A 24,025-nucleotide genomic window follows, 5' to 3' on the forward strand; every position below is an offset into this window, starting at 1 on the left:
AACGACCGCAGCTGTATGCTTGTGGCCACTGTTGGCGATGACTCATGCAACCAGATCTCCAGGCCGCCCTGCACTACTGCCGCAACCTGCCCTCGCCGCCCGGGGTTGCGCTGCGCATCATCGAACTTGCGCAGGATCCGGACGTGGACATGACCACCACGGCCAAGATCATCGGCATGGACATGGCATTGAGCGCACGCATGCTGCGGGTGGCCAATTCACCGCTCTACGCCAGTCGCCGCCGCATCGACAATCTCGGCCAGGCGCTGACCATGCTCGGCCTCAACGCGACCTTGAGCCTGGCATTGGGCTTTTCGATGGTGCACGGCGTGCGCAGCACCTTCATCGCCCACCCCTTGCATGAGCGCATCTGGCGCCGCGCCGGCCTATGCGCGCTGGCCAGTCGCATCCTCGGCCAGGCCTACGGCATCCGCAAACCCGAAGAATTGATGCTGGCTGGCCTGCTGCAGGACATCGGCAAGCTTGCCCTGTTGCAAGGCGCGCCCGATCTCTACGGGCCGCTGCTGGAACAGGCCGCCGACAACACCGCGCTGCTGAATGCCGAACGCGAACAGCTGGGCGCCACGCATGCCGAAGTCGGCGCCTGGCTGGCGCATCAGTGGCAATTGCCGCCGTATCTGCAGAATGCGATTGCGCAGAGCGAAGAAGAACCGGCCGGCCTGGAACCGTTCATGGCCTGCGTGGCGCTATCCGGGCGCCTGGCCGATATCTGGCTTTCGGCCAGTGCGGTCGCTGCAACCGAACATGCGCAGCAACAGGCCCAGGACGTGCTGGAGCTCGATGCCGAACGCTTCGAGAAAGTGATCGAACGCATCGCCGAATCGTTGCCGGAACTGGAGGCGCTGTTCGACATCCGCATGCCGCAGCCCGAGCACATCCAGATGATCTTCGAGCAGGCGCGTGAACTGGCGATGCTGCGTAGCCTGCGCGAGTTGCAGGACGTGGCCGAAGCGCGCCGGCATGCCGACGAATCGGAAAACCGCATGCGTCACCTGGCCGAACAGGCCAGTCGCGATGCGCTGACCGGCGTGTTCAACCGGCATCAGCTCGGTACTGCGCTGACGCATGAGTTCGAACTGGCCTCGCGCCAGGGCTGGCCGCTGTCGATCGCCTTCATCGACCTGGACGACTTCAAGCGCGTCAACGATGCGCACGGGCATCTGGTCGGCGATGAAGTGTTGCGCAATTTCGCGCAAACGCTGCAACGCATGGTGCGCACCAGCGACCTGGTGGCGCGCTACGGCGGCGAAGAATTCCTGGTGATCCTGCCCAATACACCCGCCGATGCGGCGCTGATGGTGATCGAGCGCATCCTGGCCGAAACCGCACGCACGCCGATGGCGCAACTGCAGGGCGGCCCACTGCATATCACGTTCTCTGCGGGTCTTGCCACGCACGGCGGTGCCGAGCGCCAGTTCGACAGCATCGACCATTTGTTGCAGGCCGCCGACAGCACGCTGTATCGCTCCAAGCATCGCGGCCGCAACCGCGTCACCGCATACGATGCGACCGATGTACCAACGCCGCCGAACCCGCGCGCGCACTGAGCAACCGGTCACGCCACTACCGACAAAGGAATTTTTACCACGTCAGGTGACAGGCTTCCGCTAGAATTGTCGGCGTTTGCCGATCCCCCACCCCCGAGGTTTCCCATGTCCGAACTTTCCTATCGCCGCATTCTTCTCAAACTTTCCGGGGAGGCGCTGATGGGGGACGGGGATTACGGCATCGATCCCAAGGTGATCAACCGCCTTGCCCATGAAGTGATCGAAGCCCAGCAGGCCGGCGCGCAGGTGGCCCTGGTCATCGGCGGCGGCAATATCTTCCGCGGCGCCGGCCTGGCCGCCAGCGGCATGGACCGCGTCACCGGCGATCACATGGGCATGCTGGCCACGGTGATCAACGCGCTGGCCATGCAGGATGCGCTGGAAAAGCTTGGCGCCAAGGTGCGCGTGATGAGCGCGATCAAGATCAACGATGTCTGCGAAGACTTCATCCGTCGCCGCGCGATCCGTCACCTGGAAAAGGGCCGCATCGCGATCTTCGCCGCCGGCACCGGCAACCCGTTCTTCACCACCGACTCGGGCGCGGCGCTGCGCGCGATCGAGATCGGTGCCGACCTGCTGCTCAAGGCAACCAAGGTCGACGGCGTGTACGACAAGGACCCGAAGAAGCACACCGATGCGGTGCGCTACGACAGCCTGACCTACGACCAGGTGATCCTGCAGGGCCTGGAGGTGATGGATACCGCCGCCTTTGCACTGGCGCGCGACAGCGACCTGCCGCTGCGCATCTTCGGCATGAGCGAACCGGGCGTGCTGCTGCGCATCCTGCATGGCGAGCAGATCGGCACGTTGGTGCAGGGCCGTAGCTGAGGCGGGGAATCGGGATTGGGGAATCGCAAGGCGCAGTACCGCAAGCTGTGCGGCGATCTCCAACCCGCGGACCCGGCACCTAGAAAGGGGCGGCAAGTGAACCGGCTGCGCGGGTGCTGGCGGCCCGCGAGTCGTGAAACCTCAGTCCCGGCTATAATCTCCGGATTCAGCTCCACACGGATTCCGGCGATGCTCACCCAGATCAAACAAGACGCGCAGACGCGCATGACCAAGAGCATCGATGCTCTGCGCCATTCCCTCACCACCATCCGCACCGGCCGTGCCTCGCCGGCGCTGCTGGACGGCATCAAGGTCAAGGCCTACGGCGCCGACACGCCCCTGAATCAGGTTGCCAGCATCAGCGTGTCCGAAGGCCGCTCGCTGGTCATCAGCCTGTTCGACAAGGGCATGATCAAGGACGTGGAAAAAGCCATTTATGCCTCGGATCTGGGCCTGACCCCGACCGTGGTCGGCACCGTGATCCGCCTGAACCTGCCGCCGCTGACCGAGGAGCGCCGCAAGGAGCTCAGCAAGTCCGTGCATGGCGAGGGCGAAGACAGCAAGGTGGCGATCCGTAACATCCGCCGCGATGCCAACCAGCAGGTCAAGGATCTGCTCAAGGACAAGGCCGTCACCGAAGACGAGGCCCGCAGCGCCGAAGACGACATCCAGAAACTGACCGACAAGTCCATCAAGGACGTGGATGAGGTCGTCAAGGGCAAGGAACAGGAATTGATGACGGTCTGATCGTGGCATCGCCTGCCATGCATCCCGTCCTCTCTGCTGCTGTGCCGCGCCACATTGCCATCATCATGGATGGCAATGGGCGTTGGGCGCAGCGTCGGCGGCGTCCGCGCGTCATCGGCCACCGTGCCGGCGCGCGCGCGGTCAATCGCACGATCGATTTCTGCCTGGAAAAAGGCGTGTCGGCGCTGACCCTGTTCGCGTTTTCCAGTGAAAACTGGGGCCGTCCGCAGGATGAGGTCGATGCGCTGATGAAGCTGTTCCTGCATGCGCTCGACCGCGAAGTCGAAGAATTGCAGCGACGTGGCGTGCAGGTGCGCTTCATCGGCGACCGCAGCCGCTTTGCCGCACCATTGCGCGACCGCATGGCCGGCGCCGAGCGCAGCACCGCAGCGAACTCGCGGCTGGTGCTGAGCATCGCCGCCAGCTACGGCGGCCGCCAGGACATCGCCGCGGCGGCCCGCGCGTTGGCCGAAGACGTGGCTGCCGGCCGCCTGCAGCCAGAGCAGATCGACGAAGCGCTGCTGTCCAGCCGGGTCGCCCTGGCCGACCTGCCCGCGCCGGATCTGTTCATCCGCACCGGTGGCGACACCCGCATCAGTAATTTCCTGTTGTGGCAGCTGGCTTACACCGAGCTGTGGTTCACCGAAACCCTGTGGCCGGAGTTCGATGCCGGCGTGCTGCAGCAAGCGCTGGACGACTATGCCGGGCGTGAACGCCGCTTCGGCCTGACCAGCGCACAGATCGCCGACAAGGCGACGGAGAGCTCCTCCGCATGACCAAGACTCGCGTGATTGCCGCGCTGATCATGGCGCCGCTCGCGATTTGCGCGATCGTGCTGCTGCCCACTCAATGGCTGGCAGCGCTGGCGGCGGTCCTGTTCCTGACCGGTCTGTGGGAGTGGCTCAAGCTCTCCGGCATCGACGACAGCCTGCCGCGCACCGTGCTGCTGATGCTCAATCTGCTGCTGATGGTGCTGATGGTGTGGGCCTCGGCCGGCTCGATGGTGCTGTTCCAGATTGCGTCGCTGGTCGGCGTGGCGTGGTGGCTGTTGGCGCTGCTCTGGCTGCGCTTTTTCACCTTCGGCGCCGATCATGGCAACGGCCAGGCGCGCGCACTCAAGCTGGCCGCCGGCACCCTGGCGGTGCTGCCGGCATGGGCGGCGCTGGTGCTGCTGCATGCCAGCCCGGACAAGGGCAACCTGTGGTTGCTGACCGCGCTGACCATGGTGTGGGCGGCCGACTCCGGTGCGTATTTCGCCGGCCGCGCGTTCGGCAAGCACAAGCTGGCGCCGCGGGTCAGCCCCAACAAGACCATCGAAGGGTTGCTCGGAGGCCTGCTCGCCGGGATTGCAGTTGCCTGCGCGTTCGGCTGGCTGGCCGGGCTGACCCTGGCGCATGTGCCGCAGCTGGTGCTGGTCTCCGCGCTGGCGGTGCTGGCATCGGTGCTGGGCGACCTGTTCGAAAGCCTGCTCAAGCGCCACGCCGGCGCCAAGGATTCGGGCACGCTGATTCCTGGCCATGGCGGCGTGCTGGACCGCATCGATGGCGTGCTCGCTGCCCTGCCGGTGTTCGCACTCGGCAAGGAAATTCTCGGATTCTAGGCATGGCTGGCTCTTCTCCCCGTCAGGTCGCCGTCTTCGGCGCCACCGGCTCGATCGGCGCATCGGCACTGGACGTGATCGCGCGCCACCCCGAGCGGCTGCGCGCCAGCGTGCTGTCGGCCGGCAGCAAGGTCGACGAGCTGCTGGGGCTCTGCGCCACCCACCGGCCTGCGCATGCGGTGATTGCCGAGACGACGCTGTACCCGGCACTGCGCGATGGCCTGCGCGCGCTGGGCCTGGCGACCCAGGCGCATGCCGGCGCCGAGGCGTTGGACGCACTGGCGAGTGGCGATGCGTGCGACACCGTGGTGGCGGCGATCGTGGGTGCGGCCGGGCTGCCGTCTACGCTGGCGGCAGCGCGCGCCGGCAAGCGCCTGTTGCTGGCCAACAAGGAATCCCTGGTGCTGGCCGGCGAGCTGCTGACCCGCACCGCAGCCGCTGCCGGGGCTGAAATCATCCCGATCGACAGCGAACACAGCGCTATCTTCCAGTGCCTGCGCTCCTGCGACGCCAGTCGTGGCGTGCGCCGCGTGGTACTGACCGCCTCGGGCGGTCCGTTCCGTGGCTGGGACCGTGAGGCGCTGACGGCGGTAACGCCGGCGCAGGCCGTCGCCCACCCGAAGTGGTCGATGGGACCGAAGATCTCGGTGGATTCGGCGACCCTGATGAACAAGGGCCTGGAAGTCATCGAGGCGCATCACTTGTTCGGACTGCCGGGCGAGCAGATCGATGTGCTGGTGCATCCGCAGAGCCTGGTGCATTCGCTGGTGGAATTCGTCGACGGCTCCACCCTTGCCCAGCTTGGCCTGCCGGACATGCGAACCACCCTGGCGGTGGGCTTGACGTGGCCGGAGCGGGTCGACTCCGGTGTCGCCGGACTTGACCTGCTGACCCAGGGCCGGCTGGATTTCGAGGCCCCCGACACCGCCGCATTCCCGTGTCTGCGTCTGGCCTGGGACGCATTACGGGCCGGCGGCACCGCCCCGGCGATCCTGAACGCGGCCAATGAAGTGGCTGTTTCAGCCTTTCTTCAGGGCCAGGTGGGTTTCCTAGCGATCCCTGCGTTGGTCGAACACACACTGACAACGCTCCAGCGGCACAATGCCGATTCCCTCGACACCCTGCTTTTTGCCGATGCGCAAGCCCGGCAAATCACTGAACGCGCCCTCGCCCATCACGCCCTTCATGCCTGATCGTTCCACGCACACGAGCTGCACACATGGGTGATTTCATCGGTTCGGTCTGGTGGATGATCGTCAGCCTGGGCGTGTTGGTGACCTTTCACGAATTCGGGCATTTCTGGGTCGCGCGGCGCTGCGGCGTCAAGGTGCCGCGTTTTTCGGTGGGCTTCGGCAAACCGCTGTGGATGCGCCGCGATCGCCACGGCACCGAGTTCGTGGTCGCCGCGATCCCGCTGGGCGGCTACGTCAAAATGCTCGACGAGCGCGAAGGCGACGTGCATCCGGCCGAGCAGGACCAGGCCTTCAATCGCAAGACCGTGTGGCAGCGCATCGCGATCGTCGCGGCGGGCCCCATCGCCAACCTGCTGCTGTGCATGGCGATGCTGTGGGCGATGTTCGTGGTCGGCAAGCAGGATTATTCGGCAACCGTCGGTCGCGCCGATGGCCTGGCCGCCGAAGCCGGACTGACTCCGGGCGAGCGCATCGTACGCATCGACGGCCGCAGCGTGAGCAGCTGGAGCGATGCCAGCCTGCAGCTCACCACTGCGGCAATGGACAGGCGCGATGTCCGCGTCCTGACCGCCTCCGACACTGCGAGCAGCAGCGAACACACCTTGCGCCTGTCGCAGTTGCCGGTCGGTTTCGACGAACGCCGCGTTGCCGCACTGGCCGGCATCGGCTGGCAGTTCATGCTGCAGCCACCGGTGATTGCCGAAGTGGTGAAGGGCTCGGTGGCCGATGGCCTGCTCAAGCCGGGCGACCGGATCGTGGCCATCGATGGCCAGCCGATCCGCTCGGCCGAAGACATCATTCCGCAGGTGCAGGCGTTGGGCGCCCACGGCGGGCCGGGCATGATCGAGGTGGCGCGTGGCGAAGACCGGCTGGCGCTGGAAATCGCCCCGCGCAAGTCGCCGCAGGGCCAATGGATGATCGGCGTGCGTCCGGCCGCCGCCCCGGCTCCGGCATACGACAGCCGCCAGCAGTACGGGCTGTTCGCCGCCGTGCCGGCCGCGATCCGCGAAACCGGCCGGATGACCGCCGATTCGCTGGGCATGATGAAGCGCATGCTGACCGGCCAGGCCTCGGTCAAGAACATCTCCGGCCCGGTCACCATTGCGCGCGCCGCCAACGCCTCGGCCGAACGCGGGCTCGACTGGTTCCTGTATTTCCTCGGGTTGCTGTCGCTCAGCCTTGCGATCATCAACCTGATGCCCATCCCGATCTTGGACGGTGGGCATCTGCTGTATTACCTTATCGAGTTGATCAAGGGCAGCCCGATCAGCGAACGGGCCATGATTGCCGGACAATACGTCGGCCTGGCGGTCCTGGCCGGGTTGATGGGACTGGCGTTCTACAACGACATCCTCGGCCTGGTTCCACGATGAAGCTGCTCCACTCTTTCCGCCTGTTGTCGTCGTCATACGCCGGCATCCAGCAACACCCGAATACGACTCCAACCGGATGTGACATGACGCGTCTTCCCACTCGCCGCCTGCTTGCCCTCGCTCTTGCCGCCGGCCTCAGCCTGCCGGCCGTTGCTCTGGCCGTCGAGCCGTTCGTTGCCAGCGACATCCGCGTCGACGGCCTGCAGCGCATCGCCTCCGGCACCGTATTCACCTATCTGCCGGTGAACCGCGGCGACACCGTGGACGATGCCAAGGTGGCGGACGCGATCCGTGCGCTCTACCGCACCGGCTTCTTCGAGGACGTGCAGCTGGATCGCCAGGGCAACATCCTGGTGATCACGGTCAAGGAGCGTCCGGCGATCAACAAGCTCACCGTGACCGGCGACAAGGACATCAAGTCCGAGGAACTGCTCAAGGGCCTGGGCGACATCGGCCTGTCCGAGGGCGGCACCTTCGATCGCCTGAGCCTGGACCGCGTGACCCAGGAGCTGACCCGCCAGTACAACAACCGCGGTAAGTACAACGTGGAAATCACCCCGACGGTGAGCCCGCTGGACCGTAACCGCGTCGACGTGGCCATTGCGATCAAGGAAGGCAAGGCGGCCAAGATCCGCCACGTCAACCTGATCGGTACGGAAAAGTTCGCCAACGAGGACATCCTGGACAACTGGGAATCCAAGGAGCACAACTGGGCCTCGTGGTACCGCCGCGACGACCAGTACTCCAAGGAAAAGATGTCCGGCGACCTGGAAAAGCTCAACTCCTGGTACCTGGACCGCGGCTATGTCGACTTCAGCATCGACTCCACCCAGGTCTCGATCAGCCCCGACAAGCGCGACATGTTCATCAGCGCCGGCGTCACCGAGGGCGAGCAGTACAAGATTTCCGAAATCAAGGTGACCGGCGACACCGTGCTGCCGCAGGCCGACATCGAGCGCCTGGTGATCCCCAAGGCCGGCGACATCTTCTCGCGTGCGTTGCTGGAGTACACCTCCGATGCGATCACCAACACGCTGAGCAACGTCGGCTACGCGTTCGCCAAGGTCAACCCGATCCCGACGCCGAACCGCGAAGACCGCACCGTGGCCGTGAACCTGCAGGTGGTGCCCGGCCCGCGCGTGACCGTGCGCCGCATCCTCTACAAGGGCAACAGCCGCACCTCCGACGAGGTCTTGCGCCGCGAAATGCGCCAGTTCGAAAACACCTGGTATTCGCAGGCCGCGATCGACCGTTCCAAGATCCGTCTGCAGCGCCTGGGCTACTTCGAAAGCGTGGACGTGGAAACGCCCGCGGTGCCCGGCAGCAACGACCAGGTCGACGTGGTCTACAACGTCAAGGAGACCACCTCCGGCAGCTTCGTGTTCGGTCTGGGCTACTCGCAGAGCTTCGGCGTGACCACCTCGGTGCAGTTGTCGCAGAACAACTTCCTGGGTGGCGGTAACCGCGTGGCAGTGGAGGCTTCGCGCAGCAGCTACCAGCAACGCTACGCGTTCTCCTACACCAACCCGTTCTTTACCGACGACGGCGTATCGCTGGGCTACAACCTGTCCTGGCGCGCGCTAGATTACTCGGACTTCAACACCGCGCAGTTCAACAGCAAGAACGGTTCGGCGCAGGTGGTGTTCGGCGTGCCGATCACCGAAAACGACACCGTCTCGGCAATGGTGGGTATCGACAGCAACCAGATCACGACCTTCGCCGGCACCACGCCGCAGGCGATCATCGACTACATCAATGCGATCGGCACGCGCACCTTCCATGCATGGCGCACGGAGCTGGGCTGGGCACGCGACACCCGCAACGACTTCTTCATGCCGACCCGCGGCATGTACCAGCGTGTGGGCCTGGAAACCACCCTGCCCGGCTCCACGGTCGAGTACTACAAGCTCAACTACCAGATCTCCAACTACTGGCCGATCATTCCGGCGCTGGTGTTGAACACGCGCTTCGAACTGGGTTACGGCGACAGTTACGGGAAGGACAGCACCCGCGTGCTGACCAACCCGGATGGCAGCACCCGCACGGTCACCGCCACCGGCCTGCCGTTCTACGAGAACTTCTACGCCGGCGGTACCAATTCGGTCCGTGGCTTCGAAGACAACACCCTGGGCCCGCGTTCGGAAGCGATCAACGGCTATACCCGCGGCCAGCCGCTGGGTGGCTCGTTCAAGACCGTGGGTTCGGTGGAAATGTATTTCCCCAAGCTGTTCGACAGCCCGTCAGCGCGCGTTTCGGCATTCGTCGATTTCGGCAACGTGTACAACGGCGTGGACAACTTCAAGGCCAACGAGCTGCGCGCCTCCACCGGTGTGGCGCTGTTGTGGCGCGCCCCGGTCGGCCCCATTTCGATCAGCTACGCATTTCCGCTGAAGAAGGAAGACAACGACGAGATCGAGCGTCTGCAGTTCACCTTCGGCGGCCAGTTCTAAGATTGGCACGCGCAACAATGGCGGCCCGGACGCCCGGGCCGCCATTGTTGTTTGAACACTGGTACGAAACAGCTTTAGAAGTAGTTGTTCCAGACATTGCCCAGGCAGGTGGCGGTGGCGCCCCAATCGGATGTGTCCACGCATTGCACCTGCTGGTCCCAGAAGCTCAGCGCGTTGGTGCGCTGCTGCGCGAAATCGTCGGCCGATGCACTGGTGATTGCGCCCAGCAGGATCACGCTACCGAAAATCGAGAGAACAGTTTTCATATGTTTCTTCCTGGGGTTCGCCGCATCGTTGCGGCCCGGCAAGCAATACGCTCGACTGTTTAGCCAACTGTTGGCGATGTTTTCTCACTGTTAAACCAGTCACTTACCGTTTACGCGAGGTTTACCCTGATGCGATTGACCGCCAGTGCGATTGCCGAACAATTCGGGTTGACCGTCGTCGGTGACGGCACCACCGAAGTCAGCGGCGCCGCCACCCTGGCCCACGCAGGCGCAGGCCAGCTGAGCTTCCTGTCCAACCCGCGCTATCGTCCGCAACTGGCCGACACCCAGGCCGCGGTCGTGGTGCTGCGTGCCGACGATGCCGACGCCGCCAAAGGCACCGCGCTGGTCGCCAAGGACCCGTATACCGCATTCGCCAAGATCGCCGCACTGTTCGATGTGGCACCGGTGCGCGAACCGGGCATCCATGCCTCTGCGGTGATCGATCCGACCGCCCAGGTCTCGGCCACCGCCCACGTCGGCCCCTTCGTCAGCATCGGCGCGCGCAGTCGCGTGGGCGATGGCTGCGTGATCGGCACCGGCAGCATCATCGGCGAAGACTGCGTGGTGGACGAGGGCAGCGAGTTGCTGGCGCGCGTCACCCTGGTCACCCGCGTGCGGTTGGGCAAGCGCGTGCGCATCCACCCCGGTGCGGTGATCGGCGCCGATGGCTTCGGCCTGGCCATGGATGCCGGGCACTGGATCAAGGTGCCCCAGCTCGGGGGTGTGGTGATTGGCGACGATTGCGAAATCGGCGCCAACACCTGCATCGACCGCGGCGCGCTGGAAGACACCGTGCTGGAAGAAGACGTGCGCGTGGACAACCTGGTGCAGATCGCGCACAACTGCCGCATCGGCGCGCACAGTGCGATTGCCGGCTGCACCGGCATTGCCGGCAGCGCCAAGATCGGCCGTTATTGCCTGCTTGGCGGGCATGTCGGCGTGGTCGGCCACCTGGAGATCTGCGACAAGGTGGTGATCACCGGCAAGTCTGTCGTGCGTAATTCCATCCATGAGCCGGGCGAGTATTCGTCCGGCACCCCTCTCACCGACAATCGCACGTGGCGCAAAAACGCCGCGCGCTTCAAGCAGCTTGATGTGCTCGCGAGGCGCATCCTGGCTGTGGGCAAGGAGAAAGAATGAGCCACCACGTTTACGAACTGCCGATCGACGTCAGTCAGATCCAGACGCTGCTCCCGCACCGTTACCCGTTTCTGCTGGTCGACCGCATCCTCGAACTCGATCTGGAAACCAAGTGGATCGTGGCGCAGAAGAACGTCAGCATCAACGAGCCGTTTTTCCAGGGCCATTTTCCGAACCGTCCGGTGATGCCTGGCGTGCTGATCATCGAGGCGCTGGCGCAGGTCGGCGGGGTAATGACCCAGCTCGGCCTGGGCCGCGATGCCTTGTCGCAGCTGTTCTATATGGTCAAGGTGGACAAGGCCCGCTTCAACAAGCAGGTGGTCCCGGGTGACGTGTTGATCATGGAGGTGCAGATGAAGCGCCTGATCCGCAACGTGGGATGCTTCTATGGCGAAGCCAAGGTCGATGGCGAAGTGGTGGCCAGTGCCGAGGTGATGTGCGCCGGCGCCAGGTAATCACCCGCTTTCGGAGTAAGACACGATGCGCGATTCAACACCTTTGATTCATCCCACGGCGGTCATCGATCCATCGGCAACGCTGGCAGACGACGTCCGCGTCGGCGCCTTTTCGCTGATCGGCGCCGATGTGCAGATCGGGGCGGGCACCGAGGTGGGGCCACATTGCTCGATCCACGGCCCGACCCGGATCGGTCGCAACAACCGCTTCATCGGCCACGCCGCGATCGGCGGCGAACCGCAGGACAAGAAGTACGCCGGCGAGCGCACCGAACTGGTGATCGGCGACGGCAACGTGATCCGCGAGTTCGTCACCATCAATCGCGGCACCGGCGGCGGCGGCGGCATCACCGTGGTCGGCAACGACAACTGGATGCTGGCCTACACGCACGTGGCGCACGACTGCCAGGTGGGCAACCACTGCGTGTTTTCCAACAACACCACCTTGGCCGGCCACGTCACCGTTGGCGACTACGTGATCATCAGCGGCTTTGCCGGCGCGCATCAGTTTTGCCGCATCGGCGCGCACGCCTTCCTGGGCATGGGCGCGCTGACCAATGGCGACGTCCCGCCGTTCACCATGGTGGGCAGCGACTCGCTGGGGCGGCCGCGCGGCATCAATAGCGAGGGGCTCAAGCGTCGCGGTTTCGACGCCGAACGCATCACCGCGATCAAGCGCGCCTACCGCACGCTGTACGTGGCCGGCCTGCCGCTGGCCGATGCCAAGGCGCAGCTGGCCGAGCAGGCCGAGAGCAGCGAGGATGTACGCGGAATGCTCGAGTTCATCGAAGCGGCAGAACGGCCGTTGTTGCGATGAAGAGAATCGGGAATCGGGAGTCGGGCATCGTGGACGGTCAGCGCAACGGCGCGTCAGTCGGCAGCGAACCGACGGCTCTGCCGATTCCCCATTCCCCACTCCCCATTCCCGGCGCGCATGCGCGCCCTCCCCGCATCGCCCTGATCGCTGGCGAGGCCTCTGGCGACATCCTCGGAGCCGGGCTGATCGAGCAGCTGCGGCTGCGCTATCCGAATGCCGAATTCGTGGGCATCGGTGGCGATGCGATGCGTGGGGTCGGTTGTCAGACCTGGTTCGATGCCAGCGAGCTGGCGGTGATGGGCCTGACCGAAGTGCTGCGCCATCTGCCGCGCCTGCTCAAGCTGCGCAGTGCGTTCCGCGAGCGGGTGCTGGCGTGGAAGCCGGACGTGTTCATCGGCATCGACGCGCCGGATTTCAATCTGCCGGTGGAACGCTGGCTCAAGCAGCGCGGGATCAAGACCGTGCACTACGTCAGCCCGTCGGTGTGGGCGTGGCGCGAGAAACGTGCCGAAAAAATCGGGGTCAGCGCCGATCTGGTGCTGTGCCTGTTTCCGATGGAACCGCCGATCTATGCCAAGCATGGCGTGGACGCGCGCTTTGTCGGCCATCCGATGGCCGACGATATCGCCTACCAGGCCGACCGCGCAGCGGCGCGCGCAACGCTGGGCCTGTCCGCCTCCAGCACCGTCCTGGCAGTGTTGCCGGGCAGCCGGCACGGCGAAATCAGCCGGCTCGGCGACACCTTTTTCCAGGCCGCCTGGCTGGTGTCCGAGCACCTGCCCAACCTGCACGTGCTGGTACCGGCCGCCAATCCGGGCTGCAAGCAACTGCTGGCCGAGCAGCTCTCACGCTCGTCGCTGCCGGTGATGCGCTCGCACCTGCTCGACGGCCAGGCGCGCACCGCCATGCTGGCCGCCGACGTGGTGCTGCTGGCCTCCGGCACTGCCACGCTGGAAGCCATGCTGGTCAAGCGCCCGATGGTGGTGGGCTACAAGGTCGCCCCGGTCACCTACCGCATCGTCAAGCTGCTGGGCCTGCTCAAGGTCAACCGCTACGCCCTGCCCAATATCCTGGCCAATGACGACCTGGCGCCGGAACTGATGCAGGACGACTGCACCCCCGAGCGACTGTGCGTGGCACTGCTGGACTGGTTCAAACACCCCGACAAGGTCGCCGCCCTGCAACCGCGCTACCTGGCCCTGCATGCGCAGTTGCGCCGTGATGCGTCGGCGCGGGCAGCGGATGCGGTGGCTGAGCTGCTGTCGCAGCGGGAATCGGGAATGGAGAATCGGGAATCGGCAGGAGCCGGCGCATGAGGCGCTCTACCTCCAATGGCGCGGTTGTCGTTCCGACGACGCAGGACGGGCTTTTCCACGATTCCCCATTCCCCATTCACGACTCCCACCTGGTCGCTGGCGTCGACGAAGCTGGCCGCGGCCCATTGGCCGGGCCGGTGGCCGTCGCGGCCGTGGTGTTCGATCCCGGCAAACCGCGCATCAATGGGCTGGACGATTCCAAGCAGCTCACGGCCGAGCGGCGCGAGCAGCTGTATGCGCGCATCGTCGATCGGGCGCTGGCGTGGTCGGTGGTGTTGATCGACAGCGAAGAGATCGACCGCATCAATATCTACCAGGCGACCATGCTCGGCATGCGGCGGGCGGTGGAAGGCGTGGCGCATGTGGCCGGGTTCGCGCGCATCGACGGCAACCGCGTGCCCAAGGGCCTGCCCTGCCCGGCCGAGGCATTGATCGGCGGCGACGCGCTGGACCGCGCCATCATGGCCGCCTCGATCGTGGCCAAGGTGACCCGCGACCGGCTGATGCACGAACTGCACATGCGGCACCCGGAATACCGCTTCGATCAACACAAGGGCTACAGCACGCCGGTGCATCTGGCCGCGTTGCAAACCCACGGGCCATGTCCGCAGCATCGGCGCAGCTTTGCGCCGGTGCGCCTGGCGCTGGAAGGCCGTGAACCGGGCCCCGCGACCCATGCCCCGGAACAGCTGCAGGTCGGGCAACTGGTCGCGTCGTTGTAGGACACGCCAGGGTCGGCATCGGCCTGTCCGCTTGCGCGTCGGCGCCTGAACAGCCGCACATTGCATGACGTGCGCGGTGGCTCCGGACACACATCATTCCACGCGTAATCGGTCCTGCAGGCCTCCGATGCCTGTGCAGTGCCGGCGCAGCAAGCGATTGCCCGCCTTTCCAGGTCCCCGGTCCCGGGTCCGGCCCCCTGCTGTCAAGCCTTGTTCGCCCCCGCCCCCGCCGGTACCCTGACCGCGCATTATTCCGGTCCCGCATGTCCACTTCCCGCTTCGTCCATCTGCACGTCCACACCGAGTTCTCGCTGGCGGATTCCACCATCCGTGTGCCCGAGAAACCGGATCAGGCTGACCCGAAAAAGGCCAAGCAGGCCAACCTGCTGAGCCGGGCAGTCGAACTCGACATGCCCGCGCTGGCAGTCACCGACCTCAACAACCTGTTCGCGCTGGTCAAGTTCTACAAGGCCGCCGAAGGGGTTGGCATCAAGCCGATCGCCGGCGCCGATGTGATGATCGCCACGCCGGACATGACGCCCTGGCGCATGACCCTGCTGTGCCGCGACCGCGACGGCTACCTGAGCCTGTCGCGGCTGCTCACCCGCGCCTGGATGGAAGGCCACCGCCCCGAAGGCGGCGTGGCGATCCATCCCGAATGGCTGCAGGCCGGGCACGCCAACCTGTTTGCGTTGGCCGGCCGCGACAGCCTGGCCGGGCGCCTGTTCAACGAGGGCCGCGCGGACCTTGCCGAGCAGCAGCTGGCCGACTGGCAGCGCGTGTTCGGCGATGGCCTGCACCTGGAGCTCACCCGCACCGGGCGCGAGGGCGAGGAACGCTTCAACCAGTTCGCGCTGCACGCCGCCGGCGTGCGCGGGCTGCCGGTGGTGGCCAGCAACGACGTGCGTTTTTTGTACGCCAGCGACTTCAATGCGCACGAAGCGCGCGTGTGCATTTCCTCCGGCCGCGTGCTGGACGACCCCAAGCGCCCGCGCGAGTACAGCGACCAGCAGTACATGAAATCCAGCGAGGAGATGGCGGCGCTGTTCGCCGACATCCCCGACGCCATCGACAACACCCATGCGCTGGCGCAGCGCTGCAACATCGAGATGCGCCTGGGTACCTACTTCCTGCCCGCCTACCCGGTGCCGGAAGACGAGACCCTGGATAGCTGGATCCGCAGCCAGTCGCGACAGGGTCTGGCCGCACGCCTGGAAAAGAACCCGATCGCGCCAGGCAAGACCCGCCAGGACTATGTGGACCGGCTCGAATTCGAGCTGGACACCATCATCAAGATGGGCTTCCCCGGCTACTTCCTGATCGTGGCCGACTTCATCCAGTGGGGCAAGAACCAGGGCATTCCGATCGGCCCGGGGCGCGGTTCCGGTGCCGGCTCGCTGGTAGCCTGGGCGCTGCAGATCACCGACCTGGACCCGCTGCCGTACAACCTGCTGTTCGAGCGCTTCTTGAATCCTGAGCGCGTGTCGATGCCCGACTTCGACATCGACTTCTGCATGGACCGGCGCGACGAAGTCATCGACTACGTGGCGCGCAAATACGGCCGCGAACGCGTCAGCCAGATCATCACCTACGGCACCATGGCCGCCAAGGCCGTGGTACGCGATGCCGGGCGCGTGCTGGGCTTTTCGTATGGGCTGGTCGACAGCGTGGCCAAGCTGATCCCCAACATCCTGGGCATCACGCTCAAGGACGCGATGGGCGAAGGCAAGGACTCGGAGATGGCCTCGCCGGACCTGATCCAGCGCTACCAGGTCGAAGACGACGTGCGCGACCTGATGGATCTGGCGCGCCAGCTCGAAGACCTCACCCGCAACGCCGGCAAGCACGCCGGCGGCGTGGTGATCGCGCCCGATCCGCTCTCCGAGTTCTGCCCGCTGTTCGCCGAACACGACGAAGACGGCCGCGGCAAGAACCCGGTGACCCAGTTCGACAAGGACGACGTCGAAGCGGTGGGCCTGGTGAAGTTCGACTTCCTGGGCCTGCGCACGCTGACCATCATCGATTGGGCGGTCAAGGCGATCAACGTGCGCCATGCGCGCGCGGGCATCGACCCGGTCGACATCACCGCCATCCCGCTCGACGACGTGCCCACCTACAAGGGCGTGTTCGCCTCGGGCAATACCGGCGCGGTGTTCCAGTTCGAATCCTCGGGCATGCGCCGCCTTCTCAAGGACGCGCGCCCGGACCGCTTCGAAGACCTGATCGCGCTGGTGTCGCTGTACCGTCCAGGCCCGATGGACCTGATCCCGGACTTCAACGCGCGCAAGCACGGCCAGCAGGAGATCGTCTACCCCGATCCGCGCACCGAAGTCATCCTGAAAGACACCTACGGCATCATGGTGTACCAGGAGCAGGTGATGCAGATGGCGCAGATCGTCGGCGACTACTCGCTGGGCGGCGCCGACCTGCTGCGTCGCGCGATGGGCAAGAAGGTGCCGGCCGAAATGGCCAAGCACCGCGAAATCTTCCGCGAAGGTGCGGCCAAGGGCGGGGTGAGCGCGGCCAAGGCCGACGAAATCTTCGACCTGATGGAGAAGTTCGCCGGCTACGGCTTCAACAAGTCGCACGCGGCCGCCTACGCGTTGGTCAGCTACCAGACCGCCTGGCTAAAACGGCATTACCCGGCCGAATTCATGGCCGCCACGCTGTCCTCGGACATGGACAACACCGACAAGGTGGTGGGCTTCCTGGATGAGGTGCGCAACCTCGGCCTCACCGTCAAGCCGCCGCGCGTCAACGAGTCGGCGTACATGTTCGAGGCGGCCAGCCCGGACACCATTCAATACGGCCTGGGCGCGATCAAGGGCGTCGGCCAGGGCGCCTGCGAGGCGATCGTCGAAGAACGCCAGCGCGGCGGCCCGTACACCACGCTGCTGGATTTCTGCACGCGCGTGGGCACCGCAAAGCTCAATCGGCGCACGCTGGAAGCGATGATCAATGCCGGCGCGATGGATGGCCTGGGCAAGAACCGCGCCTCGCTGATGCTGCAGCTGCCGGAGGTGATGAAAGCCACCGAGCAGATGGCGCGTGAGCGCGCCTCGGGCCAGAACTCGCTGTTCGGCGGGCCCGACCCGAGCGCCCCGGCAATGCGCCTGGACCTGCCCGAAAGCAAGGAATGGCCGCTGGGCCAGCTGCTCACCGGCGAGCGCGAAACGCTGGGTTTCTATCTCAGCGGGCACCCGTTCGATCCGCACCGCGAAGAAGTGCGCGAGCTGGTCGGCTGCGACCTGGGCGCGCTGGAAAAGATCCTGGCCTCGCAACAGCGTGGCGGCGGCGGCGATGGCGAAAAACGCGCCTGGCGCCCGGAGGTCAGCGCCATTCTTGCCGGCCAGGTGGTCGGCGTGCGGCGCAAGGGCGACAGCCAGGTGTTCGTGCAACTGGAAGACGGCCGCGGCCGGGTGGAATGCAGCGCGTTCTCCGATGCGATGGCCGAGTTCGGCCACCTGCTCACCCGCGACCGCATCCTGATCGTCAAGGGCGGTCTGCGCGAGGACGAATTCAACGGCGGCTACAGCCTGCGCATCCGCCAGTGCTGGGACTACGAGCAGATCTGCGCAGACCACGCCCAGCGCCTGTCGCTGCGCCTGGACCTGCGCGAAAAGCAGGCCTTCAAACGCATTGACACGCTGCTGGCCAAGCACCGCCCCGGCAGGACGCCCCTGCGCCTGGACCTGCTGCTGCGCGCGCCCAGCGGGGGCGTGGCCGGCATGCTCGACCTCAACGGCAACCACTCGGTGCGGATCGACCAGCAGCTGATGGACAGCCTGCGCGCCGACCCTGCGGTGCGGACGGTGAAGATCAAGTACAGCCCACCGTGGGCGTGAGAATGGGGAATCGGGAATGGGGAATCGCAAAAGCGTGGCGGCCGGATACCTTGCTCTGATTCCCGATTCTCCATTCCCGATTCCGCTCCCAACGCCCCCGTACGGGCCGAGGGCAGCGCTTCAGCTACACTCCCCGCCTTACGTTGACGACGCCATTGCATGAATCCTAACTACCTCGACTTCGAGCAACCCATCGCCGATCTGGAAGCAAAGATCCAGGAACTGCGCAAGGCCAGTACCGGGCCTGCGGTCAACGTGGAGACCGAAGTGCGGGCGCTGCGCGACAAGCTGCGCGTGCGCACCGCGCAGATCTTCCGCGATCTGTCGGCCTGGCAGGTCTCGCAGCTGGCGCGCCACCCGCAGCGCCCGTACACGCTGGATTACATCAACACCATCTGCGACGAATTCCAGGAGCTGGCCGGCGACCGCGCCTATGCCGACGACAAGGCCATCGTCGGGGGCCTGGGCCGTATCGACGGCCGTCCGGTGGTGATCATCGGCCACCAGAAGGGCCGCGACACCAAGACCAAGGTGGCACGCAACTTCGGCATGCCGCGCCCGGAGGGCTACCGCAAGGCCTTGCGCCTGATGAAGCTGGCCGAACGCTTCCGCCTGCCGCTGCTGACCTTCATCGATACCCCCGGCGCGTATCCGGGCATCGGTGCCGAGGAGCGCGGCCAGTCCGAGGCGATCGCGCGCAACCTGCTGGAAATGGCCGAGCTGAAGATTCCGGTGATCTGCACCGTCATCGGCGAAGGCGGCTCCGGCGGCGCGCTGGCGATCGGCGTGGGCGACCGCACCCTGATGCTGGAATACGGCACCTATTCGGTGATTTCGCCGGAAGGCTGCGCCTCGATCCTGTGGAAGGACGCGGCCAAGGCCAAGGATGCCGCCGAACAGCTCGGCCTGACCGCCAAGCGCCTGAAAGGCCTGGGCCTGGTCGACAAGGTGATCCGTGAACCCACCGGCGGTGCGCATCGCAATCCCGAACAGATGGGCAAACGCCTGAAAGCCGTGCTGCTCAACGAGCTGGACGCGCTGGAAAAGATTCCAGTGGAAACGCTGCTGCAGCAGCGCTACGAGCGCCTGCGCAGCTACGGTGCCTACGAAGGGCATTGATTCGCACGACGGCCTGCCGCGTCCAGTGCACGGCCATGGAAAGGACGCCACACCCGCATGTCTCCGCTCCTGCTGATCTCACTGCTGCTGCAAGCCGCCTGCTGCGTCCACGTCGTGCGCAGCGGGCGGCCCTTGTACTGGATCTTCCTGCTGCTGGCGTTTTCGCTGCTGGCGGTGCTGGTCTATGTGTGCGTGGCGGTCATCCCCGATCTGCGCAACGACCCCTATGCACGCCGTGGCCTCAAGCGCGTGCGCAGCACCCTGGACCCGCAACGCGAACAGCGCGATGCCTCACGCCGGCTGGATGTGGCCGACACACCGGAAAATCGCCGCCAGCTCGCAGAGACCTTGCTGGCGCGCGGCGATTACGCCCAGGCCGCCGAGCATTACCAGGGGGCCTTGCGTGGACTCTATCGCGACGATCCGCACCTGATGCTCGGCCTGGCCAAGGCGCAGTTCGGGCTGGGCCGACCGCAGCAGACGCGGCAGACCCTGGATGCCTTGATCGCAGCCAACCCCAGCTTCCGCTCGCATGACGGGCACCTGCTGTATGCGCGCGCGGTCGAAGGCAGTGGCGACACCGAGGCTGCCTTGCACGAATACGACACGCTGGCGCAAGGCTATCCGGGCGAAGAAGCACGCGTGCGCTATGCACAACTGCTGCAGCGCATCGCACGCAATGACCAGGCCAGGGCGGTGTACGAACAGGTGCTGCGTCACGCCGCCGCCTCGCCCAAGCATTACCAACGCGAGCAACGCGCCTGGGTCGACCTGGCGCGCAAGGGCCTGCGCGAGCTCGACACCGGCGCCTGAGAGCAGCCAACACGACGCCCGTGTAGCTGCAGGTCACGCACATCGCATCGCTCGGCAACCAATCGCTTGGCAACCTGATCAAGGCCATCACCATGCAAAGGAAGCCTGAAATCGAGGCAGGTCTGAGAGCCGAGATCGATCGTCTGCTGGAGCAATCCACACAGCGGTTTCGCAGCGGCGCCCTGGCCGAATCGCTCGCCTTGGGATTACAGGCGTGGGCGCTGATCCCCGAACCTAAGGCGAACTGGGATTATTACCCGCAAAGCCTGTCTGCAAGTTTCGTCAAGGATTACGCCGACCTGCACGATCAGGAAAACGTGCTTCGATGGATCCAGGTGATGGCACTGATGTACGACGACCCAGACCACACCGACCATCTTGTGCTGATGACCGAAGGCGAAGCGATGCTGCAGCTCGGGGATGAGGCACGCGCCTATGCTGCCTTCGGCAAAATTTACGCGCTATACGGCAGAAAGGGATTTGCCGGACACCAGAAACGGTATCTGGAGATGCTGCTCAAGCAACACCCGTCAGGCGCATGAATTCGTCGTCGCGCTCGCGCGGACCCTAAGATTCATCGGCCCTTTTGCCCGGTGCGCACATCTCCACGTCACTGGCCGTCCCTCCATGAACCACCACAGGCATGCGCGGCGGGACACCGGAATGCCCCGTATTTTTTCGGCAGTAGCAGCCTTGGCACCGGCGCGCCGGAGCCGTCAGGCGTACGCAGATGCGGTGGGCAATGCGCTCAGAACGGCTTGGCCAGCACCAACCAGATCACGCCGACCAGCAGGATCACCGGTGCTTCGTTGAACCAGCGCAGCGCCCGACCGCTGGGCACTGCACGCCCCTGTTCGGCGCCTTTGACCCAGCGCCCGGACACGATGTAATGGGCAAGAATCAATGCCACGGCAAACAGCTTGGCGTGCAGCCAGCCGCCGGCGACCATCGTCGGGAAATCCGGGATGACCCGATAACCCTGCCAGAGCACCGCCCCCAGCAGCAGTGCCAGACCGAGCATGCTGTGGCCGAATGCATAGAGCCGCCGCCCCATCAACACCAGGCGCGCGCGCACCGCGGTGTCGCTGCCGGCTTCGGCGATGTTGACCAGAATGCGCGGCAGGTAGAACACCGCGGCCATCCAGGCGATTACGAACAACAGGTGGAAGGTCTTGATCCACAAATACAGGGTCATGCGCTGGCTCCGCTGGCTCGCGTAGGATGGCCCGCATTTTCACCTATCCGCGCGCGCGAAAGCAGCCAAGCCCATGCAGCAGTCCGACCCCAAACAGTACGACGCCCACTATTTCCGCCGCTGGTATCGCGATGCCGGGCTGGCCGACCCCGCACGCCTGCGACGCAAGGTCGCACTCGCCGTGGCCCAGGCCGAGTACTACCTGGAACGGCCGATCCGCAGCGTGCTCGATGTCGGCTGCGGCGAAGCCGCATGGCGCGCGCCGTTGTTGGCATTGCGGCCAAAGCTGAGTTATCTGGGTTTCGACAGCAGCGCCTATGCGGTGCAGCGCTATGGCCGCAGTCGCCAGATCCACCCTGCCCGCTTCGGCGATTTTGCCTGGCTGCGCCCGTGCGCCCCGGTGGATCTGCTGATCTGCTCGGACGTGCTGCATTACGTGCCCACGCGCGAGTTCAACCAGGGCCTGCCGGGGTTGGCCGAGATGTGCGCAGGCGTGGCGTTTCTGGAAGCCTTCGCCGAAGAAGATGCGTTCGAGGGCGATCACGACGGCTTCCAGGCGCGATCGGCGCGCTGGTATCGGCGCCGCTTCGCCAGCGTGGGGTTTGCTGCACTCGGCTCGCATTGCTGGTTGTCGCCACAGTTGGCCGATGAGGCCTCTGCACTGGAACGCGGCTAAGCAAAACGTTGGCCGGTTGCGGCACGCGTGGCGAGTGGCTTCGCCGCGCCCCCTTACCGCAACCCTCTCCCGCAGGAGAGGGGCTTCAGTCCACGCAGCCTTCCTCGCAGGCTGAGCGGCTTGATTCCTTCCCGCCGGGAGAAGGTGCCCCGCAGGGGCGGACGAGGTACGTGCGAAGCCTGGTGGAGATCGAGCGCTGAAGAAGTTTGAGTGCACTGGGCTGCGCTCCGACCTCACGTGTTCCTCTACAGGAGAGGGACTCGTCCAGCAGGCCGCAGGGTTCTGCGCCGAACGCGCGCTTTCGGCGCGCGCAGCCGTCCAAAGCATCACCACTTGCGGCAAACCAAACCGCGGCAAATCAACGCGCTCGCGCTTGCCGTCAATCGTATGGCAGCCTCAACGGTCCGCAGCCCCATTAAGGTGCAAATGCGCCAAAACCGGTATGCTGCGCGGCAGCAAAACCGCACGGATGGGTGGAATGCTTTATCAACTGCATGAGCTGACCCGCAATCTGCTAGCCCCCTGGGTACATCAGGCCCAGGCGAACGCCAAGATGTTTTCCGACCCGGACAGCCTGTGGGCCTCGCTCCCGGGCGCCGAGCGCATGGCCGCCAGCAACGAGTTGTTCCACCGGCTGGGCAAGGAATACGAAAAACCGGCCTGGGCGCTCGACGATGTCGAGGTCGATGGCCATTCGCTACCGATCATCGAACGCGAAGTGTTGAGCAAGCCGTTCTGCCGGCTGCTGCGCTTCAAGCGTTTCAGCGACCACGTCGAGCTAATCGGCAAGATGAAGGAGCAGCCTGCCGTGCTGGTGGTAGCGCCGTTGTCCGGCCACCACGCCACGTTGCTGCGCGACACCGTGCGCACCCTGCTGCGCAACCACAAGGTCTATGTGACCGACTGGGTGGACGCGCGCATGGTACCGCTGGACGCCGGCGCGTTCCGGCTCGAGGACTACATCACCTACATCCAGGAATTCATCCGCCATATCGGCGCCGAGCGCCTGCATGTGGTGAGCGTGTGCCAGCCTACCGTGCCGGTGCTGGCTGCAGTGTCGCTGATGGCCAGCAACGACGAGCCCACCCCGCGCTCGCTGGTGATGATGGGCGGGCCGATCGATGCGCGTCGCAGCCCCACCCAGGTCAACAACCTGGCCACGGAAAACGGCATCGAGTGGTTCCAGAACAACCTGATCCACACCGTGCCGTTCCCGTATCCGGGCCATGGCCGCCAGGTGTATCCGGGCTTCCTGCAACACGCCGGCTTCCTGTCGATGAACCCCAACCGGCACGTGATGTCGCACTGGGATTTCTACACCGATCTGGTCAAGGGCGATCTGCAGGATGCGCAAGCGCACCGGCAGTTCTACGACGAATACAACGCCGTGCTCGACATGCCGGCCGAGTATTACCTGGACACCATTCGCGTCGTGTTCCAGGAGTTCCTGCTGCCGCAAGGCAAGTGGAAGGTGGACGGCCAGTTGGTCAAGCCCTCGGCGATCCGCAATACCGCGCTGCTGAGCATCGAAGGCGAGCTGGACGACTTCGCCGGCCTCGGCCAGACCGAGGCGGTGCACGATCTGTGCACCGGCATCGATGCGGCGCATCGGCGCCATCTGGTGGTGGAAGGCGCCGGCCATTACGGCATCTTCAGCGGCCGTCGCTGGCGCGAGGTGGTGTACCCGCAGGTGCGCGAATTCATCGCCCGCTACGACGCCGACCCGGTGGGTAGCCGCGACCCGGCCACCGTGACCCCGATCCGCAAGCGCGGCAAACGCGCCTGATCCACACAACATCCCCGGCAATGCCGGGGATGTTCATTTCGATCTGCGTGCAACCGCGAGACGACGTGATGCCGGCGAGCGAGCACCACCACCGACCCTGCGCACGCTGACAT

At 65.4% G+C, this 24,025-nt stretch carries 21 protein-coding genes; 19 read left to right on the forward strand and 2 right to left on the reverse strand.

From position 1 onward, the window contains the following. Positions 1 to 44: 44 nt before the first annotated feature. The 8 genes from ACCQ03_RS11170 to bamA all read left to right on the forward strand — a co-directional run bounded on the left by ACCQ03_RS11170 (position 45) and on the right by bamA (position 9,759). Positions 45 to 1,568 (forward strand): sensor domain-containing diguanylate cyclase, encoded by a 1,524-nt coding sequence (locus ACCQ03_RS11170; protein WP_057679651.1) that lies wholly within the window; start codon positions 45 to 47, stop codon positions 1,566 to 1,568. A 105-nt stretch (positions 1,569 to 1,673) separates the two neighbouring features. Beyond that, positions 1,674 to 2,396: a UMP kinase gene (gene pyrH / locus ACCQ03_RS11175; protein ID WP_005911727.1), complete on the forward strand. Its 723-nt coding sequence runs from the start codon at positions 1,674 to 1,676 to the stop codon at positions 2,394 to 2,396. A 189-nt stretch (positions 2,397 to 2,585) separates the two neighbouring features. Next, positions 2,586 to 3,143: a ribosome recycling factor gene (gene frr, locus ACCQ03_RS11180; protein WP_057661986.1), complete on the forward strand. Its 558-nt coding sequence runs from the start codon at positions 2,586 to 2,588 to the stop codon at positions 3,141 to 3,143. A gap of 17 nt (positions 3,144 to 3,160) precedes the next feature. After that, on the forward strand, positions 3,161 to 3,919 hold the full coding sequence (gene uppS / locus ACCQ03_RS11185; RefSeq protein WP_057661990.1) for a polyprenyl diphosphate synthase: 759 nt from the start codon (positions 3,161 to 3,163) through the stop codon (positions 3,917 to 3,919). Beyond that, positions 3,916 to 4,743 carry a phosphatidate cytidylyltransferase gene (locus ACCQ03_RS11190; RefSeq protein WP_003485370.1) on the forward strand — a complete coding sequence of 276 codons (828 nt, stop codon included), beginning with the start codon at positions 3,916 to 3,918 and terminating at the stop codon, positions 4,741 to 4,743. Before uppS ends, ACCQ03_RS11190 begins: the two co-directional genes overlap by 4 nt. 2 nt (positions 4,744 to 4,745) lie before the next feature. After that, entirely contained in the window at positions 4,746 to 5,936 is a 1,191-nt protein-coding gene (locus ACCQ03_RS11195; protein ID WP_057679652.1) for a 1-deoxy-D-xylulose-5-phosphate reductoisomerase, read from the forward strand. Between the two features lie 26 nt (positions 5,937 to 5,962). Continuing rightward, on the forward strand, positions 5,963 to 7,309 hold the full coding sequence (gene rseP / locus ACCQ03_RS11200) for an RIP metalloprotease RseP (RefSeq protein WP_057679653.1): 1,347 nt from the start codon (positions 5,963 to 5,965) through the stop codon (positions 7,307 to 7,309). Between the two features lie 83 nt (positions 7,310 to 7,392). After that, positions 7,393 to 9,759: an outer membrane protein assembly factor BamA gene (bamA, locus tag ACCQ03_RS11205; protein WP_209225361.1), complete on the forward strand. Its 2,367-nt coding sequence runs from the start codon at positions 7,393 to 7,395 to the stop codon at positions 9,757 to 9,759. Positions 9,760 to 9,833: 74 nt separating this feature from the next. Here bamA and ACCQ03_RS11210 read toward each other — a convergent pair whose 3' ends face one another. Then, positions 9,834 to 10,025, reverse strand: a complete 192-nt coding sequence (locus tag ACCQ03_RS11210; protein ID WP_039575407.1) for a hypothetical protein — start codon at positions 10,023 to 10,025, stop codon at positions 9,834 to 9,836. A gap of 129 nt (positions 10,026 to 10,154) precedes the next feature. On the opposite strand from ACCQ03_RS11210, the gene lpxD reads away from it, so the two are divergent. From lpxD to ACCQ03_RS11255, 9 genes are all read left to right on the forward strand, one after another. Beyond that, positions 10,155 to 11,168: a UDP-3-O-(3-hydroxymyristoyl)glucosamine N-acyltransferase gene (gene lpxD, locus ACCQ03_RS11215; RefSeq protein ID WP_057679654.1), complete on the forward strand. Its 1,014-nt coding sequence runs from the start codon at positions 10,155 to 10,157 to the stop codon at positions 11,166 to 11,168. Continuing rightward, positions 11,165 to 11,623 (forward strand): 3-hydroxyacyl-ACP dehydratase FabZ, encoded by a 459-nt coding sequence (fabZ, locus tag ACCQ03_RS11220; protein WP_003485378.1) that lies wholly within the window; start codon positions 11,165 to 11,167, stop codon positions 11,621 to 11,623. Before lpxD ends, fabZ begins: the two co-directional genes overlap by 4 nt. Before the next feature lie 25 nt (positions 11,624 to 11,648). Next, complete coding sequence (gene lpxA, locus ACCQ03_RS11225; RefSeq protein WP_017155686.1) at positions 11,649 to 12,440, forward strand: acyl-ACP--UDP-N-acetylglucosamine O-acyltransferase; 792 nt, start codon at positions 11,649 to 11,651, stop codon at positions 12,438 to 12,440. Positions 12,441 to 12,469: 29 nt separating this feature from the next. Then, complete coding sequence (gene lpxB / locus ACCQ03_RS11230; protein WP_209225463.1) at positions 12,470 to 13,756, forward strand: lipid-A-disaccharide synthase; 1,287 nt, start codon at positions 12,470 to 12,472, stop codon at positions 13,754 to 13,756. After that, a complete protein-coding gene (rnhB, locus tag ACCQ03_RS11235; RefSeq protein WP_150145738.1) occupies positions 13,753 to 14,478 on the forward strand; it encodes a ribonuclease HII in 726 nt (241 codons plus the stop codon). The genes lpxB and rnhB overlap by 4 nt, the downstream gene beginning before the upstream one ends. A 263-nt stretch (positions 14,479 to 14,741) precedes the next feature. Then, positions 14,742 to 18,323: a DNA polymerase III subunit alpha gene (dnaE, locus tag ACCQ03_RS11240; protein WP_209225363.1), complete on the forward strand. Its 3,582-nt coding sequence runs from the start codon at positions 14,742 to 14,744 to the stop codon at positions 18,321 to 18,323. A 159-nt stretch (positions 18,324 to 18,482) separates the two neighbouring features. Next, the gene (locus tag ACCQ03_RS11245; protein ID WP_047693638.1) at positions 18,483 to 19,442 is read left to right on the forward strand and encodes an acetyl-CoA carboxylase carboxyltransferase subunit alpha; all 960 of its coding nucleotides are present in this window, start codon (positions 18,483 to 18,485) and stop codon (positions 19,440 to 19,442) included. A gap of 57 nt (positions 19,443 to 19,499) precedes the next feature. Next, complete coding sequence (locus ACCQ03_RS11250; RefSeq protein WP_057662007.1) at positions 19,500 to 20,255, forward strand: tetratricopeptide repeat protein; 756 nt, start codon at positions 19,500 to 19,502, stop codon at positions 20,253 to 20,255. A 92-nt stretch (positions 20,256 to 20,347) separates the two neighbouring features. Then, complete coding sequence (locus ACCQ03_RS11255; RefSeq protein WP_057662011.1) at positions 20,348 to 20,797, forward strand: hypothetical protein; 450 nt, start codon at positions 20,348 to 20,350, stop codon at positions 20,795 to 20,797. Positions 20,798 to 21,003: 206 nt separating this feature from the next. On the opposite strand, the gene ACCQ03_RS11260 is transcribed toward ACCQ03_RS11255, so the two are convergent. Next, on the reverse strand, positions 21,004 to 21,450 hold the full coding sequence (locus tag ACCQ03_RS11260) for a HemJ family protein (RefSeq protein ID WP_017155679.1): 447 nt from the start codon (positions 21,448 to 21,450) through the stop codon (positions 21,004 to 21,006). Between the two features lie 73 nt (positions 21,451 to 21,523). On the opposite strand from ACCQ03_RS11260, the gene ACCQ03_RS11265 reads away from it, so the two are divergent. Together ACCQ03_RS11265 and ACCQ03_RS11270 are read left to right on the forward strand one after the other, a co-directional pair. Next, positions 21,524 to 22,126 carry a methyltransferase gene (locus ACCQ03_RS11265; RefSeq protein ID WP_057662016.1) on the forward strand — a complete coding sequence of 201 codons (603 nt, stop codon included), beginning with the start codon at positions 21,524 to 21,526 and terminating at the stop codon, positions 22,124 to 22,126. Between the two features lie 442 nt (positions 22,127 to 22,568). Then, positions 22,569 to 23,912, forward strand: a complete 1,344-nt coding sequence (locus ACCQ03_RS11270; RefSeq protein ID WP_209225365.1) for a polyhydroxyalkanoate depolymerase — start codon at positions 22,569 to 22,571, stop codon at positions 23,910 to 23,912. Positions 23,913 to 24,025 lie beyond the last annotated feature (113 nt).

The sequence above is a fragment of the Xanthomonas sp. NCPPB 3569 genome (genome assembly GCF_041475645.2).
GTDB classification, from domain to species: Bacteria; Pseudomonadota; Gammaproteobacteria; order Xanthomonadales; family Xanthomonadaceae; genus Xanthomonas; species Xanthomonas phaseoli.

What these genes read in the sequence shown, in the direction of transcription:
- ACCQ03_RS11250 (WP_057662007.1), top strand. Translation starts at nt 19,500, where the DNA reads ATGTCTCCGCTCCTGCTGATCTCACTGCTGCTGCAAGCCGCCTGCTGC.
- rnhB (WP_150145738.1), top strand. Translation starts at nt 13,753, where the DNA reads ATGAGGCGCTCTACCTCCAATGGCGCGGTTGTCGTTCCGACGACGCAG.
- ACCQ03_RS11270 (WP_209225365.1), top strand. Translation starts at nt 22,569, where the DNA reads ATGCTGCGCGGCAGCAAAACCGCACGGATGGGTGGAATGCTTTATCAA.
- lpxA (WP_017155686.1), top strand. Translation starts at nt 11,649, where the DNA reads ATGCGCGATTCAACACCTTTGATTCATCCCACGGCGGTCATCGATCCA.
- rseP (WP_057679653.1), top strand. Translation starts at nt 5,963, where the DNA reads ATGGGTGATTTCATCGGTTCGGTCTGGTGGATGATCGTCAGCCTGGGC.
- ACCQ03_RS11210 (WP_039575407.1), bottom strand. Translation starts at nt 10,025, where the DNA reads ATGAAAACTGTTCTCTCGATTTTCGGTAGCGTGATCCTGCTGGGCGCA.
- ACCQ03_RS11260 (WP_017155679.1), bottom strand. Translation starts at nt 21,450, where the DNA reads ATGACCCTGTATTTGTGGATCAAGACCTTCCACCTGTTGTTCGTAATC.
- ACCQ03_RS11245 (WP_047693638.1), top strand. Translation starts at nt 18,483, where the DNA reads ATGAATCCTAACTACCTCGACTTCGAGCAACCCATCGCCGATCTGGAA.
- frr (WP_057661986.1), top strand. Translation starts at nt 2,586, where the DNA reads ATGCTCACCCAGATCAAACAAGACGCGCAGACGCGCATGACCAAGAGC.
- dnaE (WP_209225363.1), top strand. Translation starts at nt 14,742, where the DNA reads ATGTCCACTTCCCGCTTCGTCCATCTGCACGTCCACACCGAGTTCTCG.
- lpxD (WP_057679654.1), top strand. Translation starts at nt 10,155, where the DNA reads ATGCGATTGACCGCCAGTGCGATTGCCGAACAATTCGGGTTGACCGTC.
- bamA (WP_209225361.1), top strand. Translation starts at nt 7,393, where the DNA reads ATGACGCGTCTTCCCACTCGCCGCCTGCTTGCCCTCGCTCTTGCCGCC.
- ACCQ03_RS11195 (WP_057679652.1), top strand. Translation starts at nt 4,746, where the DNA reads ATGGCTGGCTCTTCTCCCCGTCAGGTCGCCGTCTTCGGCGCCACCGGC.
- ACCQ03_RS11265 (WP_057662016.1), top strand. Translation starts at nt 21,524, where the DNA reads ATGCAGCAGTCCGACCCCAAACAGTACGACGCCCACTATTTCCGCCGC.
- fabZ (WP_003485378.1), top strand. Translation starts at nt 11,165, where the DNA reads ATGAGCCACCACGTTTACGAACTGCCGATCGACGTCAGTCAGATCCAG.
- ACCQ03_RS11255 (WP_057662011.1), top strand. Translation starts at nt 20,348, where the DNA reads ATGCAAAGGAAGCCTGAAATCGAGGCAGGTCTGAGAGCCGAGATCGAT.
- pyrH (WP_005911727.1), top strand. Translation starts at nt 1,674, where the DNA reads ATGTCCGAACTTTCCTATCGCCGCATTCTTCTCAAACTTTCCGGGGAG.
- ACCQ03_RS11170 (WP_057679651.1), top strand. Translation starts at nt 45, where the DNA reads ATGCAACCAGATCTCCAGGCCGCCCTGCACTACTGCCGCAACCTGCCC.
- uppS (WP_057661990.1), top strand. Translation starts at nt 3,161, where the DNA reads ATGCATCCCGTCCTCTCTGCTGCTGTGCCGCGCCACATTGCCATCATC.
- ACCQ03_RS11190 (WP_003485370.1), top strand. Translation starts at nt 3,916, where the DNA reads ATGACCAAGACTCGCGTGATTGCCGCGCTGATCATGGCGCCGCTCGCG.